This is a genomic window from Nocardioides sp. LHD-245 (assembly GCF_030929495.1).
Lineage (GTDB): Bacteria > Actinomycetota > Actinomycetes > Propionibacteriales > Nocardioidaceae > Nocardioides.
The window spans coordinates 22,059-38,823 of record NZ_JAVFWN010000001.1; the positions used below are offsets into that span (position 1 = coordinate 22,059).

A 16,765-nucleotide genomic window follows, 5' to 3' on the forward strand; every position below is an offset into this window, starting at 1 on the left:
GACGCATGGCGAAGACTCCGGCGGCGATGGTGCAGGCAGGCGACCGCGAGGTCCGGGTGTCCAGCCCGGACCGGGTGATCTACGAGGCGACCGAGCGCACGCCCGAGGTCACCAAGCTGATGGTCGCCGAGTACGTCGTCGCGGTCGGCGACGGCCTGATGCGGGCGCTCGGCGAGCGACCGACGGCGCTGGAGCGATGGCCGTCGGGAGTCCGCGAGGGCTTCCGGCTGGCCACCGGTCCGCGCGACAACGACGCCGAGGGCTTCTACCAGAAGCGCGTCCCCAAGGGGGCTCCCGACTACCTGGAGGCCGTCGAGATCACCTTCCCGTCGGGCCGCACCGCCGAGGAGATCTGCCCGACCGAGATCGCCGTGCCGGTGTGGTGCGCGCAGATGGGCACCCTCACCTTCCACCCCTGGCCGGTGCGCCGTCCCGACGTCGACCACCCCGACGAGCTGCGCATCGACTTCGACCCCCAGCCCGGCACCACCTTCGGCGACGCCGTCCGGGTCGCCGGCGTCGCCCGCGAGCTCCTCGAGGAGCTCGGCCTGCAGGGCTACCCGAAGACCTCCGGCAACCGGGGCGTCCACGTCTACGTCCGGATCGAGCCGCGCTGGGAGTTCACCGACGTCCGGCACGCCGCCATCGCCTTCGGTCGCGAGCTGGCCCGCCGCGACGAGCAGGTCACCACCGCGTGGTGGAAGGAGGAGCGCGGCGAGCGGATCTTCATCGACTACAACCAGAACAACCGCGACCGCACCATCGCCTCGGCCTACTCGCTGCGCCCGCAGCCCGGCGCCCCGGTGTCGACGCCGATGACCTGGGCCGAGCTCGCCGGCGTGAGCGACCCGCGTGAGTTCAACCTGTTCACCGTGCCCGACCGGATGGCCGACGGCGACCCGTGGGCCGGGATCGACGACACGTCGTACTCCCTTCAGCCGCTGCTCGACCTGTGGGACCGGCAGGTCGCGGACGGCGAGGGCGAGCTCAACTTCCCGCCCGACTATCCCAAGATGCCGGGAGAGCCGCCCCGGGTGCAGCCGAGCAAGAAGGTCGCCGAGCACTGGGACGCCGACGGCAACCGGGTCGACGGCGCCTGAGGCTAGTCCGTCTCGTGCTCCAGCAGGTGCAGCACGGGCACGCCGAGCTTGCGGCGGGCCCGCGAGGTCCAGTCGACGTGGAAGAACTCGGCCACCAGGTGCGGGCGGGTGAGGATGATCGCCTCCCGCCCGTCGATCTCCTTGACCTTCCCGATCAGCGCGTCGACCGGCGGCTCGGTCACGATCGTCATGCCGCCGATGATCGCGCCGGCGGCCACGAGCATCTCGCGGGTGGTCGCCAGGTCGCGCTCCGCCTGGTCGCGATACTCCTCGCGCAGGCGCTCGATCTCGTCCGCGGACGGGGTGATCGGCGGTGCGATCAGGTCGGCGCCGCCGATGGCGCCGAGGGACGCCTCGACGGCGGCCGCGGCGTCGGCCATCGGGAGCAGCACGTGGTACTGCACCTCGATGGTCGGGTCGTCGTCCAGCTCCTGGTGCAGCCCCCGGACCTGGGCGGCGTCGGCGGCGGTCAGCGCCTGCTCGACGAGCAGGACGACGGCGTACGGTTCCTCACGGGGAGCGGTGCTCATGACACCATCCTGCCCGGCGGACGGGCGCGCGTCAGCCCCCGAGCACGTCCGCGAGGTCGTAGCGCACCGGCTGCTCGAGCTGCTCATAGCCGCACGACTCCGGATCCCGGTCCTCGCGCCACCGCTTGAAGTGGGCGGTGTGCCGGAAGCGGCGGCCCTCCATGGCGTCGTACTTGACCTCGATGACGCGCTCGGGCCGCAGCGGCGTGAACGACAGGTCCTTGCCCTGGCTCCACCGGCTCTGGGTGCCGGGCTGGCGGCCGGGGTTGGCGACGAGGAACTCCTGCCAACGCCCCCACGGGTGCTCCTCGATCGGTACGACGAGCGGCTGGAGCTCGTGCCACAGCTCGGCCCGCCGCGCGGCGGTGAAGCTGGCGCTGACGCCGATGTGCTGCAGCTCGCCGTCCTGGTAGAGCCCCAGCAGCAGGCTCCCGATGAGCGGGTTCTCCGGCGTGCTCGTCTTGTGCTCGCGATAGCCCGCCAGCACCACGTCGGCCGTCCGCTCGTGCTTGATCTTCAGCATGGTCCGCGCGTTCGGCGCGTACGGCGCGCTCAGCGGCTTGGCCACGACCCCGTCCAGCCCGGCCCCCTCGAACTGGTGGAACCACTCCTCGGCCACCGCCGGATCCGTGCTGGTCCGGGTCAGATGACACCGGCCGCTGTCGGCGGAAAGATGGCCGAGCGCCTCCTCCAGCGCCGCCCGCCGCTCCGCGAACGGCCGCTCGAGGTAGGACTCGTCGCCGAGGGCGAGCAGGTCGAACGCCACGAAGTCCGCCGGCGTCTGCTCCGCCAGCAGGTTGATCCGCGACGCCGCCGGGTGGATCCGCTCCTGCAGCACCTCGAACTGCAGCCGTCCCCTGCCGTCCGCGCTGTCGAGCGCCACGAAGATCTCTCCGTCGAGCACGCACCGCTCCGGCAGCTCCGCCCTCATCGCCTCGACCAGCTCGGGGAAGTAGCGCGTCAGCGGCTTGGTGTTGCGGCTCGCCAGCTCCACCTCGTCGCCGTCGCGGAACACGATGCACCGGAACCCGTCCCACTTGGGTTCGAAGCTGAGCCCCTGCTCGTCGTATTTCGCCGGGTCGGGCACGCCCGACACGGCCTTCGCGAGCATCGGCAGGACGGGCGGCAGCACGGGGAGGTCCACGATGGTGAGACTAGTCAGGGATCCGACACTCATCGGTGATGCTGTGGGCGTCGTACCGGACAAAACGGTTGCGAGAACGGCCTATTCGCTACCGGAATGTCCGGTACGACGGTCTGGAGCCGGTGACAGGATTTGAACCCGCGACCCTCTTATTACAAGTAAGACGCTCTACCAACTGAGCTACACCGGCGTGCGCCCGTGGGCGCCCGGCAATCCTAGTCAGCCCGCGCTCAGCGCAGTCGGGTGACCTCGAACCGCTCGTCCGGTACGGCGATGGCGTCCTGCGCCGCGATCAGCCGCAGCTCCCGCTCGCCCGACTCCAAGGTGGCGGCCAGGACGTCGTAGACGGACGCGACGGTCCGTCCGAGTGCGACCGCGGCGGAGCCGGTGGTGTGCAGGTGGGCGGTGAAGAGGGCGGCGGTGATGTCGCCGGAGCCGTTGGCCTTCATGGGCAGGCGCGGCGTCTGCACGATCCAGGCGCCCTCGCCGGTGACGGCGACCATCTCGATCACGTCGGCGGGGGCGCCGGCGCGCTCGACGGAGGTCACCAGGACGGTCGAGGGCCCGAGGGCACGCACTTCGTCGGCGGCACTCAGCACGTCCTCGATCCGCGACGGTCCGCCGAGGTCGTCGTGGCCGGTGATGAAGCCGAGCTCGAACTGGTTGGGCGTGAGGATGTCCGCGACCGGGACCACCTCGGAGCGGATGATCGGCGGGATCTCGGGGTTCACGAAGCAGCCGGACCTGGCGTTGCCCATGACCGGGTCGCAGGTGTACGTCGCGGCGGGGTTGGCCGCCTTGACCCGCCGCACCGCGTCCACGATCACCGCGGCGACGGCCGGGGAGCCCTGGTAGCCGGAGAGCACCGCGTCGCAGGACGGGAGCACGCCGCGCTCCTCGATGCCGGTGATCACCTCGCCGACGTCGGACGGGTCGAGCAGCGGACCGCGCCAGGCGCCGTACCCGGTGTGGTTGGAGAAGTGGACGGTGAACACCGGCCACACCTCGTGCCCGAGACGCTGCAGCGGGAAGACCGCCGCGGAGTTGCCGACATGGCCGTAGGCGACCGAGGACTGGATGGACAGGATCCGCACCACGCCATCCTCCCGCGCCGCCGCTCGATTGGGAAAGTGAAACCCTTTCGTGTCGAAACTAGAACGCGTTACAGTGGGCTGGTCGGGGGCCCGATGACCCCGGTCACACCAGCTAAGGATGGGACAACCGCATGGCCAAGCGCGCGCCGTACTCCAATGAGGCCGACTACGTGGTGGTCGGCTCGGGCAGTTCCGGGTCGATCGTCGCCGGGCGGCTCGCCCAGTCCGGCGCGAGCGTGATCCTCATCGAGGCCGGTAAGTCCGACGACAAGGGCATGCACGGCTACTTCACGAAGAAGCCCGGCATGATCGGGCCGATGCACTCCGAGCCCAAGCTCGAGAAGCTCTTCGACTGGGGCTACCGCTCGGTGCCGCAGCCCGGTCTCGACGGCCGCCGGATGCCCGCCCCGCGCGGCAAGGTCGTGGGCGGCTCGAGCTCGGTCAACGGCATGGTCTACGTCCGCGGCAACCGCGCCAACTACGACTCGTGGGCGGCCGAGGGCAACGCCGGCTGGGACGCCGACAGCGTCAACGCGGCGTTCAAGCGCTATGAGGACTTCGAGGACGGCGAGAACACCTACCGCGGCGCCGGCGGGCCGATCAAGATCACCCGCAACAAGACGCCGCAGGAGGGCACCCTCCAGTTCATCCAGGCCACCGCCGACACCCTCGGCGTGAAGGTCCTCGACGACTACAACGCCGCCGAGCAGGAGGGCATCGCCCGGATGCAGCAGAACACTGCTGACGGGCTGCGCTACTCCTCCTCGCGCGGCTACGTCCACCACCTCGCGCCGCGCACGCTCGAGCTGCAGACCGAGGTGCACGTCGCCAAGGTCGTCGTCGAGAACGGCCGGGCCACCGGCGTCGAGGTGATCGACCAGGGCAAGGGCGGCGGCACCCGCCGGTTCATCAGGGCAGGCAAGGAGGTCGTGCTCTCCGCCGGCTTCGCCAACACCCCGCAGCTGCTCATGCTCTCGGGCATCGGCCATGCCGACCACCTCGCCAGCGTCGGCATCGACTGCGTCGCCGACCTCCCGGTGGGCGACAACCTGCACGACCACCTGTTCCACCCGATGTCGTTCCACGTGCCGAGCGTCCAGTTCCGCGGCAACGCCTGGACCTTCTTCAAGGGGATGGCCAAGGACGTCACCCGCGGCGGCTCGTTCCTCGACAACTCGGTGTTCGAGTCCGTCGGCTTCGTGCGGACGTCGGCGGCGACCGACGTGCCCGACCTGCAACTGCACATGCTGCCGTGGGCCTACCCGAGCCCCAACCAGGACGAGCCGATCCGCCACATCCCCGACGGCCGCCCCTCGCTGACGGTGTTCTCGACGCTGATCTACCCCAAGAGTCGCGGCACGCTGCGTCTCGCGTCGGCCGACCCGACGGCCGCCCCGCTGATCGACTACGGCTTCTTCACCGACCCCGCCGACGTCGAGGTGCTCGCCGAGGGCACCGAGATGATCCGCGAGATCATGGCCTCGGCCGCCTTCGGTGGCGGGGTCAAGGAGGAGATCCACCCCGGCCCGTCGATCCCCAACGGCGCGGAGCTGCGGGTCGCGCTCAAGAACCGCTCGACGTCCGTCTACCACGGCGTCGGCACCTGCCGGATGGGCGTCGACGAGCGCGCGGTCGTCACGCCGGACCTCAAGGTGCGCGGCATCGAGGGGCTGCGCGTCGCGGACGCCTCGATCATGCCGAGCATCACCGGCGGCAACACCAACGCGCCCTGCTACATGATCGGCGAGAAGGCGGCCGAGATCATCCTGGGCGGCGTGAAGTGGTGACGACGACCCGTCCCGCCTCGGTCACCGACGAACTGCTGGAGCGCCTCGTCGCGCGCGTGCCGGGTCGCTCCGGCGCGACCTGGAAGCTGACCGAGGTCTACACCGGCGAGGTGCTCGTCGAGCTGCCGCAGTCGACGCCCGAGGACATCGAGGACGCCTTCGCTCAGGCGCGCGCCGCGCAGGCGCTGTGGGCGCAGTGGCCCGTCGCCAAGCGGCTCGAGGTCTTCGACCGGGCGCACACCCTCCTCGTCGACAACGCTCACCGCACCGCCGACCTGATCCAGGTGGAGAGTGGCAAGAACCGGCGGATGGCCATCGAGGAGACCTGCGACCCGCCGATGGTGATGTCGTACTACCTCAAGCGCGCCAGGAGGCTGCTCGCCCCCAAGAAGCACGGCGGCCCGGTCCCGGTCGTGTCGGGCTCCACCGAGGTGCGGGTCCCCAAGGGCGTCGTCGGCATCATCGCCCCCTGGAACTTCCCTTTCGCCACGGGCCTGTCCGACGCCATCCCCGCGCTCATCGCCGGCAACGCCGTCGTGGTCAAGCCCGACAACAAGACCGCCCTGTCGCCGCTCTACGGCATCTCGCTGCTCGAGGAGGCGGGCCTCCCGAAGGGCCTGTTCCAGGTCGTCTGCGGCGAGGGCCCCGACATCGGCCCGACGCTGATCGACAACGCCGACTACGTCATGTTCACCGGCTCCACCGCGACCGGCCGGGTGATCGGCGAGCGCGCCGGCCGCAACCTGATCGGCTGCTGCCTCGAGCTCGGCGGCAAGAACCCGATGATCGTGCTCGACGACGTCAACGTCGAGGAGTGGGTCGAGGGCACGACGTTCGGCGTCTTCGGCAACACCGGGCAGATCTGCATGCACATCGAGCGGATCTACCTGCCCGAGAGCCGGTACGACGAGCTCAAGTCCGCCTTCGTCGAGCGGGCCGCGAACCTGGTGATCGGGGCGGCGTACGACTTCGGGCCGGAGATCGGCTCCCTGGTCAGCCCCGACCATCGCGACCGCGTCGCCTCCCACGTCGAGGACGCCGTCGCCAAGGGCGCCACCGTCCTCACCGGCGGCCGCGCGCGTCCCGACATCGGCCCGGCGTTCTTCGAGCCGACCGTCCTCGAGGGCGTCACCAAGGACATGCTCGCCGGCCACACCGAGACCTTCGGGCCGGTCGTCGCGCTCTACCCGTACCGCACCGTCGACGAGGCGATCCACCTCGCCAACGACACCGACTACGGCCTCAACGCCTCGGTGTGGAGCGGGGACCTCGCCCGCGCGGAGGCGGTGGCCGAGCGGATCGAGTCTGGCAACGTCAACATCAACGACGCGCTCGCGACGGCGTACGCCTCGAAGGGGTCGCCGTCCGGTGGCGTCAAGAAGTCCGGCGTCGGCGCCCGCCACGGCGACCAGGGCCTGCTCAAGTACACCGACGCCAAGAACGTCGCGGTGCTCAAGAAGCAGGTCATGGGACCGCGCCCGGGGCAGGGCTACGACGCCTACGTGAAGCAGATGCTGAGCTCGCTCAAGCTGATGCGGAGGCTCCGCGTCCGCTGAGCGTGTCCGCGGACGCGGAGCCTCCCGGCTCACGCCTCGATGGCGTCGTGCTCGACGGCGGGTGCCCCGCCCGCGATCTGGATCTTGCGGGGCTTGGCCTTCTCGGCGACCGGGATCACCAGGCGCAGGACGCCGTTGTCGTAGCCGGCCTCGATGCGCTCGAGGTCGAGGTTGTCCCCGAGCACCAGCTGGCGGGAGAACTGGCCGTGCGTCCGCTCGGCCGCGAGACGCTGCCAGTCGCCGTTGCCGGCGACGCGCTCGGCCCGGACGGTGAGCACGTTGCGCTCGACGTCGATGTCGATGCTCTCGGCGTTGACGCCGGGCAGGTCGAACTCGACGACGAAGCGGTCGCCCTGGCGCCAGGCGTCCATCGGCATGACGGCCGGACGGTTGGTGGTGCCCGGCCCGCCGCCCAGGAGCTGGCTGGTCAGCCGGTCGAGGTCGCGGAACGGATCGGTGGAGCGCAGCAACATGACATGTCCTCCTTCGGGATGTGCCGGCCGGACGGGCCGGTCATTGATCTGCACCATCTGTTATAGATAATCTGTGCCAGTGAATCAAGACCGAGAGCGGGTCCGCGGGGTCTTCGCGATCTCGGTCGCGGCCGAGATGACCTCGATGCAGATCCAGAACCTGCGCGTGTACGAGCGCAGGGGACTGCTCGCGCCCCAGCGCAGCGATGGCGGGACGCGGCTCTACAGCCGCGCCGACATCGAGACGCTGCACCGGATCCGCGACCTGCTCGCCGACGGCCTCAACCTCGCCGGTATCGCCCGGGTGCTGGAGCTCGAGGCGGAGGTCGCGCGGCTGCGGGCGAGGTTGGCTCGTCCGGAGGGGCCCGGCCGTCGGTGACGCCTGCTGCGGTCCGCGCCGCCGCCACCCGCGTAAGTCGGTGGGCGGCGCCGGCGCTGCCGGGTAGGGTGCGTCCCGTGGTGAGCCCCGAGGCATCCAGAGCGGGGGCTTGCGGTCACGCCGTCAGTCCCCAGGCCCCCTGAGCGTCCCTCGCGACCGGTCGACCGGTCCCGGGGGTGCGCGGGTGCCCCGCCCATCGGGGTGATGCGCGTGACGAGACGACGTCCATCCGTCCGCTCGTCCCTCGGAGTCCTCGATGCCCCTCGCCCTCTATCTGCTCGCCCTGACGACCTTCGCCATGGGCACCTCGGAGTTCATGCTGGCCGGCCTGGTGCCGGAGATCGCCGACGGTCTCGGTGTCCCGGTCGGGACCGCCGGCCTGCTCACGTCTGCCTTCGCCGTCGGGATGATGGCCGGCGCGCCGCTGATGGCCGCGCTCGCCCGCCGCTGGCCCGCCCGGCGCACGCTGCTGGGCTGTGTCGCCGTCTTCGCCCTGGGGCATGTCGTCGCCGCCGTCGCCCCGGGCTTCGCGCTGCTGTTCGCCGCCCGCGTCTTGGCGGCGCTGGCGAACGCGGGCTTCCTGGCGGTCGCCATCGGCACCGCGGTCGGGCTCGTCGCGCCCGATCGCAAGGGGCGGGCGCTGGCGGTCCTGCTCGCAGGCACGACGCTCGCCACCGTCGCCGGGGTCCCGGCGGGGGCGCTCCTCGGCGCCGCGCTGGGCTGGCGCGCCACCTTCTGGGCGATCGCGCTGCTCTGCCTGCTCGCGGCTCTCGGGATCGTCCGAGGCGTCCCTGCCCGCTCCGCCCCGACCGAGGAGGACCTGGCGGCCGGGCCGTCGCTGCGGACCGAGCTCGCGCAGCTGCGCGAGCCGCGCCTGATGGTCGCGATGCTGCTCGGCGCGCTGGTCAACGGCGGCACCTTCGCCGCCTTCACCTTCCTGGCGCCCGTGGTGACGGACGTCGCCGGTCTCGACGAGCTGTGGGTGCCGCTGGCGCTGGTGCTGTTCGGCGCCGGCTCCTTCGTCGGGGTCACCCTCGCGGGGCGGCTGTCGGACCGGCGTCCCGGCCTGGTCGCCGGGCTGGGCTCGCCCCTCCTGCTTCTCGGCTGGGTGCTGCTGGCGATGCTCGCGGCCCATCCGGTCGCCCTGCTCGTCGCGGTGTTCGTCCAGGGCGCCTTGGCGTTCGCGGTCGGCAGCACCTGGATCGCGCGGGTGCTCTACGCGGCCTCCGGTGCTCCGACGATGGCCGGCTCCTATGCCACGGCGGCCCTCAACGCCGGAGCCGCCGCCGGACCGGCCCTGGGTGCGCTGGCGATCTCCGGCTCCGGCGAGCTGGGACCGGTCTGGACGGCAGCGGGCCTGAGTGCGGTCTCCCTGGTCGTGATGACGGCGGCCCGCCCGGCGCGCGGGAGGGTCAGGCGACCTGCAGGGAGCGCTTCGACAGCCCCATCCAGAACCCGTCGATGACCTGGTCGCCGGGCTCGGTGGGGTCGGTCGCGGCGCCGAGGGTGACGAACAGCGGCGTGTAGTGCTCGACCGTCGGGTGCGCGAAGGGCATGCCCGGCGCCGTCGAGCGGTACGACGCCAGCTCGTCCACGTCGCCGCGGGCCATCGCCTCGCCGGCCCAGGCGTCGAAGTCGGTCGACCAGCCGGGGGCGTCGGCGTCGATCTGCCACGAGGTGAGGAAGGGCAGGCCATGGGTCAGGAACCCGGAGCCGATGATGAGCACACCCTCGTCGCGCAGTGGCTGGAGCCGGCGGCCGATCTCCATCAGCCGGCCGGGGTCGTGGGTGGGCATCGACATCTGCAGCACCGGGACATCGGCCTGCGGGTACATGATCCGCAGCGGCACCCAGGCGCCGTGGTCGAGCCCGCGGGACGCGTGCTGATGGACCGGCTCGGTGCGCGGCATCATCGCGGCGACCCGGGCGGCCAGAGCCGTCGCGTCGGGCGTCTCGTAGGTCATCCGGTAGTACTTCGGCGCGAAGCCGCCGAAGTCGTAGACCAGCGGAGCGCCGCTCGCGCTGAGGGACAGCGGCGCGGACTCCCAGTGCGCGCTGACGATGAGGATCGCCTTCGGGCGCGGCAGGTCGCGGGCCCAGGCGGCGAGCTGGCCGGACCAGACCGGGTCGTCGAGGAGCGGGGGAGCGCCGTGCCCGATGTAGAGGGCCGGCATCCGGGTGCTGGTGTCCGTCATGGTCATGACCACCTCAATAGTTGAGACTTCAACTATATTCCCCCGGAAGGCCGGACGGCAACGGCCGGGCGCGACGTCAGGCGGGCAGCGTCCAGTCGACCGGCTGCCCGCCGCGCTCGGCCAGGAGCGCGTTGACCCGGCTGAACGGCCGCGAGCCGAAGAACCCGCGCGAGGCCGACAGTGGCGAGGGGTGCGGGGACTCGACCGAGGGGATCGGGCCGAGGTGCGCCTTGAGCGTCTGCGCGTCGCGACCCCACAGGATCGCGGCGATCGGCGCGCCCGCCTCGGCACGGCGTACGACGGCCTGGATCGCGCAGGCGGTGACATGCTCCCAGCCCTGGCCGCGGTGGGAGCCGGGCTCGCCGGGGCGCACGGTCAGCACCCGGTTGAGCAGCATCACCCCCTGCTCGGTCCACGCGGTGAGGTCGCCGTGGCCGGGAGGGACGAAGCCGACGTCGTTGGCCAGCTCCTGGTAGATGTTCGCGAGACTGCGCGGGATCGGCCGCACGCCGCGGTCGACCGCGAAGCTCAGGCCGATCGGGTGCCCGGGCGTCGGATAGGGGTCCTGGCCCACGACGAGCACGCGGACCTCGGCGAGCGGGCGCCGGAACGCGCGGAAGACGTGCTCGCCGGCGGGCAGATAGGCCCGGCCCTCGGCGATCTCGGAACGGAGGAACTGCCCGAGGGCGGCGACCCGGTCCTCGACCGGCGCCAGCGCCTCGGCCCAGTCGGCGGCCATCAGGCCCTGGTCGACGAGTCCGGTGAGTGCACCCACGGCCGAACCCTAGGACACCATCGGTGCCTGGTCCCCCCAGACCCACCCCAGAGGGTCCGGCCGTGGTGCTGCTCCCTGCTGCCGCGAGGCCGGGTGGCGCCCCTCTCCCTCCCAGGGACGCCACCCGGTGGCGACGTTGCTCCGACGCGGATCTCGAGCCTCTGGTCCTCCGGGGGCACCCGGCAATGGGGTGCCGGACCCGGTGGGGCTCCCTCCAGCGGGTTTCGAGGTCCGCGTCGGTGATGAGGAATCTACGGACGGGACGGGGCCCTCGGGATCGGGAACGCGGCTCGGAGCTGCTAGTCCTTTGGGACTATCGTCCCGTGCCGATCGACGTCGACAGAGAGCGCGGCGGGGCGCGCCAGCCGGTCGAGGAAGGCCACCAGGACCGCCTCGCGCAGCCCGGGGGGAGCCACGTCGAGCAGCGCGTTGACCGGCGCCATCCGCTCGGGCAGGCCGAGGTCGCCGTCCCCGCCGGCCAGTCCTCCGGCCGCGAGCAGCAGGTCGAACTCGGCGTCCCCGAGCGTCGCCGGGTCGAGCGTGCCCAGCAGTTCGGCCACGCCGGGGTCGACCGGGACCGGACCGGCGGCCCGCGCCGCCTCGACCGACGCGCCGAGGGCGGCGAGGAAGGCGGCGGGATCGGTGGCGGCGCTGATCGCGACGTGCAGGGAGGGCGCCCGGCCGCCGTAGGACAGCTGCGGCTGGACGAACCAGTCGCGCGCCGCCATCTCATCGCACACCGTGAACACGTCGAGCGGCCCGTCGGCGACCGCGGCGACCAGCGTCGAGTCCGGTACGGCGACCAGCGCCAGTCCGTCGAGCGCGGAGATCCCGGTGGCGATCGCGTCCGTCGCCGCCAGCGCCTGCTGGGTCAGCCGGAGGTAGCCCGCGTCGCCGATCGCCCGAACCGTCGCCCACGCGCCGGCCGTGGGACCACCCGACCGCGTCGACTGCATCGTCGCGTTGAGCATCGTGTAGCCCGGCCAGCCGGCGTGCGCGAAGTACTGCGGCCGGCGCAGCGCCGGGTCGCGATGCAGCAGCAGGGACGCGCCCTTGGGCGCGTAGGCGTACTTGTGCAGGTCGGTCGAGATCGAGGTGACGCCCGGGACCGCGAAGGTCCACGGCGTGACCGTCCGGCCCAGCCGCGCGGCGTACGGCAGCACCCAACCGCCGATGCAGGCGTCGACGTGGCAGCGCACGCCCCGGGCGGCGGCGGCCGCGGCGATCTCGGCAACCGGATCCACCACCCCGTCCGCGTACGACGGCGCGCTGGCCACCACCAGGACCGTGGTGTCGTCGATCGCGGACGCCATCGCGGCCGCGTCGGCGCGATGGTCGGGCCCGGCCGGCACGACCACCACCCGGACGCCGAAGTAGTGCCCGGCCTTGGGGAAGGCCGCGTGCGCCGTGTCGGCCACGACGATGGACGGCGTCGCGATCTCGCGATGCGCGTCGCGCGCCCCCTGCACCGCCAGCAGGCAGGACTCGGTGCCGCCCGAGGTCAGCGTCCCGACCATCGTGTCCGGACCGTCCACCAGCGGACGGGCGAACGCCACCAGGTCGTTCTCCATCGCCAGCAGGCTCGGGAACGCGGTCGGGTCGAGGCCGTTGCTGCCGGCGAACGCGGCCACGGCCTCGCGGGCGAGCGCGTCGACCTCGGCCAGCCCCGCGTCGTAGACGTAGGCGAGCGTCCGGCCGCCGTGGACGGGCAGGTCGTCCGCCTGGAGCGCGGCGAGCCGGGCGCGGATCTGGTCAGGCGTCGGCTGCGACATCGGGCCGATCGACCTCCTTCTCGTCGAGGGCGTAGCCGCGCAGCCACCACAGGCTGGCGAGCACGAGCAGCGCGGGCAGCAGCGAGAACCCGAGGGTGATCGCGGTGACCGCGGAGTCGGGCTGGGTGACTCCGCCGGAGTCGCCGGACCGGTAGGACCCGAGCGCCAGCACCACCGCGAAGAGGCCGGGACCCAGCGCCAGGCCGAGGGTCTCGCCGGCGGTCCAGACCCCGGTGTAGACGCCGACCCGCGAGGAGCCGGTACGCCGGGCGTCGACCGCCGCCGCGTCCGGCAGCATCGCCATCGGGAACACCTGCACGCCGGCGTACCCGACGCCGACCAGGGCGACCGCGGCGAACACGACGCCCGACGGCGCGCGCCCGGCGAGGACCGCCAGCGCGGCACCGGCGGCGAGCACGAGCGAGGCCGCGACGTACCCCCGCTTCTTGCCGATCCGGCCCCCGAGCGCCGCCCACACCGGAGTGAGCAGGAGCGCCGGGCCGACGAAGCAGACGAACAGGATCGTCGCCGCGCCGTCGCGCTCGAGCACGTCGCCGGCGAGGTAGTCGACGCCCGCGAGCATGCAGCCCGTCGCCAGCGCCTGCACCACGAAGGTCACCAGCAGCAGCCGGAAGTCCCGCGCCGCCGCGACGAGACGCAGCTGGTCGCGCAGCGTGCCCGGCCCGGGGGCGACGACGCCGATCGGCGCCCCGCGGGTGCCGCGGTAGGCCAGCAGCGCGCCGGTCACGATGATCGCCGCCATCACGAGGCCCATCGCGCGGTAGCCGTCGCGGCCGCCGATCGCGTCCCGGATCGCCGGTGCGCTCGCGCCCGCCACCAGGATCGTGAAGGCCAGGATCGCGACCCGCCAGGTCATCAGCCGGGTGCGCTCGGCGTAGGAGTCGGTGATCTCGGCCGGCATCGCGACATAGGGCACCTGGAAGAACGCGTACGCCGTCGCACAGGCCAGGAAGGCCACCAGCACCCAGGCCGTGTCGAACACCCGGGAGCCGAGATCCGGTCCCGCGAACAGCAGGGCGAAGCAGCCGCCCAGCGCCAGCCCGGCCCGCAGCAGCCACGGTCGCCGGGGCCCGCGCGGGTCGGCGCTCCGGTCGCTGATCCGCCCGGCAACGGGGTTGAGGACGACGTCCCAGGCCTTCGGGAGGAAGACGATCGCCCCCGCCAGCAGCGCGGGTACGGCGAGCGTGTCGGTCAGGTAGGGCAGCAGCATCAGCCCCGGGACGGTCCCGAACGCGCCGGTCGCGACCGATCCGGCGCCGTACCCGATCCGGAGGTTCACGTGCCGAGCGCGCGCGAGGCCGCCGAGGAGTGGCGCCGCTTGCGGCTGGTGCCGATCGGCGCGGCCGGCCGGGTGTCGGTCGACCACTGCGTGATCCACTCGTCCATCGCCAGCCAGGTGGTGGTCCGGGCGGCGCGGCCGGTCAGCATGCCGAGGTGGCCGCCGGGAACGATCTCAAAGCGGACCTCCGGCGACCTGGTCAGCATCGGGACGACGGCCTGCACCGCCGGCACCGGCGCGATCCCGTCGGTGGCCCCGCCGAACACCAGCACGGGGACGGTGATCTCGCTGAGGTCGATGGTCCGGTCGTCGAGCTCGAAGGCGCCGGTCGCGAGCTGGTTGCCCTTGGCGAAGCGGTGGTAGAGCTGCCCGAAGGTCCGGCCGGGATAGGCGATCATGTTGGCGGTGAAGTCGTCGACCGCCTCGACCTGGGCCAGGAACTCGCGGTCGTCGACGTGGGTGGCCAGCGCGATCGGCTTGGTCACCAGCTTCTGGAAGGCGGTGAGCTGGAAGGCCCATTTCACCAGGGGCTTCGGCGCCCCGCCGAGCAGCTGGTAGCCCCGCGTGATCGGGCCCGGACCGTTGAACAGGCTGAGCAGCGGGCGGAACGGCGCCAGCAGCGGCACCTGCGAGATGTCGATCGGCGACCCGACGACGGTCAGCGACGCCACGGGCAGGACACCCGAGCGCCGGTCGGCAAGGGTCAGCAGGGAGAAGATGCCGCCTAGCGACCAGCCGATCACGTGCACCGGCCGGCCGCCGGCGTGCTTCGACACCTCCCGGATCGCGGTCGGCACCACCTCGTCGACCCAGTGCTCCATGCCGAGGTTGCGGTCGCGGAAGGAGACCTCGCCGTACTCCACGAGGTAGGTCGGGCGCCCCTCGGTCACGAAGTGCTCGACCAGCGAGCACCCGCGGCGCAGGTCGTAGCAGCTCGACGGCGCGGCCAGCGGGGTCACCAGCAGGACCGGGTCGCCCTGCTCCTGGACGTGGCCCGCCGGGCGGTAGTGGTAGACCTCGCGCAGCGTCCCGTCGTCGATGAGCGTGCGCGGCATGGGGCGCAGGTCGGCCACGCCGCCGTAGAGCAGCTTGTGGGCGACATTGCTCGCGGCGGCCACGACCTGGTCCGGGGCGGGGAGCAGGCCGGCTCCGGGCACGGAGCGCAGGGGCACCAGATCCATGACCGAACGCTACCGCGCGGTAGCGGGTTCAGGAGCGTGTCGCCGGTCGCACCGTCTTGGTGTGGCTGTGGCCCTCGTCCTCCAGCTCGGTCATGAAGCTGTCGGCCCACGCCTTCACGTCGTGCTGGGCGATCTGGCGCCGCATCGCCTTCATCCGCCGGGTCAGCTCCTTCGGCTCGGCCCGGTAGGCCTCGAGCAGCGCGGCCTTCATCCCGTTCATGTCGTAGGGGTTGACCAGCCACGCCTGGCGCAGCTCGTCGGCCGCGCCGGCGAACTCCGAGAGCACGAGCGCCCCGTCGTCGTCGACCCGGCAGGCGACGTACTCCTTGGCGACGAGGTTCATGCCGTCGCGGTACGGCGTCACGACCATCACGTCGGCGGCGCGGTAGAGCGCGGCCATCTCCTCGCGCGGGTACGACGTGTGCAGGTAGCTCACGGCCGGGCGCCCGATCCGGCCGAGGTCGCCGTTGAGCCGCCCGACGAGCCGCTCGATGTCGTCGCGCAGGTTGCGGTAGTGCTCCACCCGCTCGCGCGAGGGGACGGCGACCTGGACGAACACCGCGTCCTCGACGGTGAGCGCGCCGTCCCGGATCAGCTCGCCGAACGCCCGGAGCCGGGCGTGGATGCCCTTGGTGTAGTCGAGCCGATCGATGCCGAGGAAGATCCGGCGCGGGTTCCCGAGCGCCTCGCGGAGCGCCTCCGCACGCGCCGCGACGGCCTCCGAGCGGGCCAGCTCCTCGAAGCCGGCGGCGTCGATCGAGATGGGGAACGCCGCGGCCCGGACCGTGCGGCCGTCGGGCAGGTAGACGAGGTCGCGGTGCGTCTTGTGGCCGACCCGCTGCCGTACCAGGCGGACGAAGTTCTGCGCCGCGCCGGGCAGCTGGAAGCCGACCAGATCGGCGCCGAGCAGACCCTCGAGGATCTGCCGTCGCCAGGGCAGCTGCTGGAACAGCTCGCCCGGCGGGAACGGGATGTGCAGGTAGAAGCCGATCCGGAGGTCCGGGCGCAGCTCGCGCAGCATCTGCGGCACCAGCTGCAGCTGGTAGTCGTGGACCCACACGGTCGCGCCGTCGTTGGCGAGCTCCGCGGCGCGCTCGGCGAAGCGCCGGTTGACCCGGACGTAGGTGTCCCACCACTCGCGGTGGAACTCCGGCTTCGCCACCACGTCGTGGTACAGCGGCCAGAGGGTGCCGTTGGAGAAGCCCTCGTAGTGCTCCTCGATCTCCTCGGCCGACATCGCCAGCGGCACCAGGTCGAGCCCGTCGACCTTGAACGGCTTGAAGCTCCGGATCCCGCCCGGCCAGCCGACCCAGACCCCGTCGTGGGCCCGCATCACCGGCTCGATCGCCGACACCAGGCCGCCCGGGGAGCGGCGCCACCGCGCCCTGCCGTCGCGGTCGGTGACGCGGTCGACGGGGAGGCGGTTGGCGACGATCACGAGGTCATGGCCCACGACCCCACCCTAGTCAGGCGGTTGTC

Annotated in this window: 15 protein-coding genes and 1 tRNA gene; 5 read left to right on the plus strand and 11 right to left on the minus strand. The window is 72.3% G+C overall.

The features are described 5' to 3' along the window. Positions 1 to 5: 5 nt before the first annotated feature. Positions 6 to 1,100 (plus strand): DNA polymerase domain-containing protein, encoded by a 1,095-nt coding sequence (locus tag RB608_RS00130; RefSeq protein ID WP_308085743.1) that lies wholly within the window; start codon positions 6 to 8, stop codon positions 1,098 to 1,100. Positions 1,101 to 1,102: 2 nt separating this feature from the next. Here RB608_RS00130 and RB608_RS00135 read toward each other — a convergent pair whose 3' ends face one another. The 4 genes from RB608_RS00135 to pdxY all read right to left on the minus strand — a co-directional run bounded on the left by RB608_RS00135 (position 1,103) and on the right by pdxY (position 3,868). Then, on the minus strand, positions 1,103 to 1,630 hold the full coding sequence (locus RB608_RS00135) for a hypothetical protein (protein ID WP_308085744.1): 528 nt from the start codon (positions 1,628 to 1,630) through the stop codon (positions 1,103 to 1,105). Between the two features lie 31 nt (positions 1,631 to 1,661). After that, positions 1,662 to 2,774 carry an ATP-dependent DNA ligase gene (locus RB608_RS00140; RefSeq protein ID WP_308085745.1) on the minus strand — a complete coding sequence of 371 codons (1,113 nt, stop codon included), beginning with the start codon at positions 2,772 to 2,774 and terminating at the stop codon, positions 1,662 to 1,664. Between the two features lie 114 nt (positions 2,775 to 2,888). Continuing rightward, a tRNA-Thr gene (locus RB608_RS00145) sits at positions 2,889 to 2,964 on the minus strand. 40 nt (positions 2,965 to 3,004) lie between these two features. Next, on the minus strand, positions 3,005 to 3,868 hold the full coding sequence (gene pdxY / locus RB608_RS00150) for a pyridoxal kinase PdxY (RefSeq protein WP_308085746.1): 864 nt from the start codon (positions 3,866 to 3,868) through the stop codon (positions 3,005 to 3,007). Positions 3,869 to 3,999: 131 nt separating this feature from the next. Between pdxY and RB608_RS00155 the strand changes: the two genes are divergently transcribed. Continuing rightward, on the plus strand, positions 4,000 to 5,655 hold the full coding sequence (locus RB608_RS00155) for a GMC family oxidoreductase N-terminal domain-containing protein (protein WP_308085747.1): 1,656 nt from the start codon (positions 4,000 to 4,002) through the stop codon (positions 5,653 to 5,655). After that, the gene (locus RB608_RS00160; protein ID WP_308085748.1) at positions 5,652 to 7,211 is read left to right on the plus strand and encodes a succinic semialdehyde dehydrogenase; all 1,560 of its coding nucleotides are present in this window, start codon (positions 5,652 to 5,654) and stop codon (positions 7,209 to 7,211) included. The genes RB608_RS00155 and RB608_RS00160 overlap by 4 nt, the downstream gene beginning before the upstream one ends. A gap of 29 nt (positions 7,212 to 7,240) precedes the next feature. On the opposite strand, the gene RB608_RS00165 is transcribed toward RB608_RS00160, so the two are convergent. Beyond that, entirely contained in the window at positions 7,241 to 7,684 is a 444-nt protein-coding gene (locus tag RB608_RS00165; protein ID WP_308085749.1) for an Hsp20/alpha crystallin family protein, read from the minus strand. Positions 7,685 to 7,763: 79 nt separating this feature from the next. Here RB608_RS00165 and RB608_RS00170 point away from each other — a divergent pair, with 79 nt between their 5' ends. Both RB608_RS00170 and RB608_RS00175 read left to right on the plus strand, forming a co-directional pair. Next, positions 7,764 to 8,063: a MerR family transcriptional regulator gene (locus tag RB608_RS00170; RefSeq protein WP_308085750.1), complete on the plus strand. Its 300-nt coding sequence runs from the start codon at positions 7,764 to 7,766 to the stop codon at positions 8,061 to 8,063. Positions 8,064 to 8,319: 256 nt separating this feature from the next. Then, complete coding sequence (locus RB608_RS00175) at positions 8,320 to 9,528, plus strand: Cmx/CmrA family chloramphenicol efflux MFS transporter (RefSeq protein WP_308085751.1); 1,209 nt, start codon at positions 8,320 to 8,322, stop codon at positions 9,526 to 9,528. On the opposite strand, the gene RB608_RS00180 is transcribed toward RB608_RS00175, so the two are convergent. The 6 genes from RB608_RS00180 to RB608_RS00205 all read right to left on the minus strand — a co-directional run bounded on the left by RB608_RS00180 (position 9,476) and on the right by RB608_RS00205 (position 16,739). Then, complete coding sequence (locus tag RB608_RS00180; RefSeq protein ID WP_308085752.1) at positions 9,476 to 10,264, minus strand: class III extradiol ring-cleavage dioxygenase; 789 nt, start codon at positions 10,262 to 10,264, stop codon at positions 9,476 to 9,478. The two genes, RB608_RS00175 and RB608_RS00180, sit on opposite strands and share 53 nt — an antisense overlap. Positions 10,265 to 10,334: 70 nt before the next feature. After that, a complete protein-coding gene (locus tag RB608_RS00185; RefSeq protein WP_308085753.1) occupies positions 10,335 to 11,033 on the minus strand; it encodes a uracil-DNA glycosylase in 699 nt (232 codons plus the stop codon). A 299-nt stretch (positions 11,034 to 11,332) separates the two neighbouring features. After that, positions 11,333 to 12,805, minus strand: coding sequence for an aminotransferase class V-fold PLP-dependent enzyme (locus tag RB608_RS00190; RefSeq protein WP_308085754.1), 1,473 nt, complete (start codon positions 12,803 to 12,805; stop codon positions 11,333 to 11,335). Then, positions 12,786 to 14,105 (minus strand): MFS transporter, encoded by a 1,320-nt coding sequence (locus RB608_RS00195; RefSeq protein WP_308085755.1) that lies wholly within the window; start codon positions 14,103 to 14,105, stop codon positions 12,786 to 12,788. The genes RB608_RS00190 and RB608_RS00195 overlap by 20 nt, the downstream gene beginning before the upstream one ends. Beyond that, entirely contained in the window at positions 14,102 to 15,286 is a 1,185-nt protein-coding gene (locus tag RB608_RS00200) for an alpha/beta fold hydrolase (RefSeq protein ID WP_308085756.1), read from the minus strand. Before RB608_RS00200 ends, RB608_RS00195 begins: the two co-directional genes overlap by 4 nt. A gap of 28 nt (positions 15,287 to 15,314) precedes the next feature. Beyond that, complete coding sequence (locus RB608_RS00205) at positions 15,315 to 16,739, minus strand: trehalose-6-phosphate synthase (protein ID WP_308085757.1); 1,425 nt, start codon at positions 16,737 to 16,739, stop codon at positions 15,315 to 15,317. Positions 16,740 to 16,765: the final 26 nt, after the last annotated feature.

What these genes read in the sequence shown, in the direction of transcription:
- RB608_RS00165 (WP_308085749.1), bottom strand. Translation starts at nt 7,684, where the DNA reads ATGTTGCTGCGCTCCACCGATCCGTTCCGCGACCTCGACCGGCTGACC.
- RB608_RS00200 (WP_308085756.1), bottom strand. Translation starts at nt 15,286, where the DNA reads ATGGATCTGGTGCCCCTGCGCTCCGTGCCCGGAGCCGGCCTGCTCCCC.
- RB608_RS00155 (WP_308085747.1), top strand. Translation starts at nt 4,000, where the DNA reads ATGGCCAAGCGCGCGCCGTACTCCAATGAGGCCGACTACGTGGTGGTC.
- RB608_RS00175 (WP_308085751.1), top strand. Translation starts at nt 8,320, where the DNA reads ATGCCCCTCGCCCTCTATCTGCTCGCCCTGACGACCTTCGCCATGGGC.
- RB608_RS00180 (WP_308085752.1), bottom strand. Translation starts at nt 10,264, where the DNA reads ATGACCATGACGGACACCAGCACCCGGATGCCGGCCCTCTACATCGGG.
- RB608_RS00135 (WP_308085744.1), bottom strand. Translation starts at nt 1,630, where the DNA reads ATGAGCACCGCTCCCCGTGAGGAACCGTACGCCGTCGTCCTGCTCGTC.
- RB608_RS00130 (WP_308085743.1), top strand. Translation starts at nt 6, where the DNA reads ATGGCGAAGACTCCGGCGGCGATGGTGCAGGCAGGCGACCGCGAGGTC.
- RB608_RS00190 (WP_308085754.1), bottom strand. Translation starts at nt 12,805, where the DNA reads ATGTCGCAGCCGACGCCTGACCAGATCCGCGCCCGGCTCGCCGCGCTC.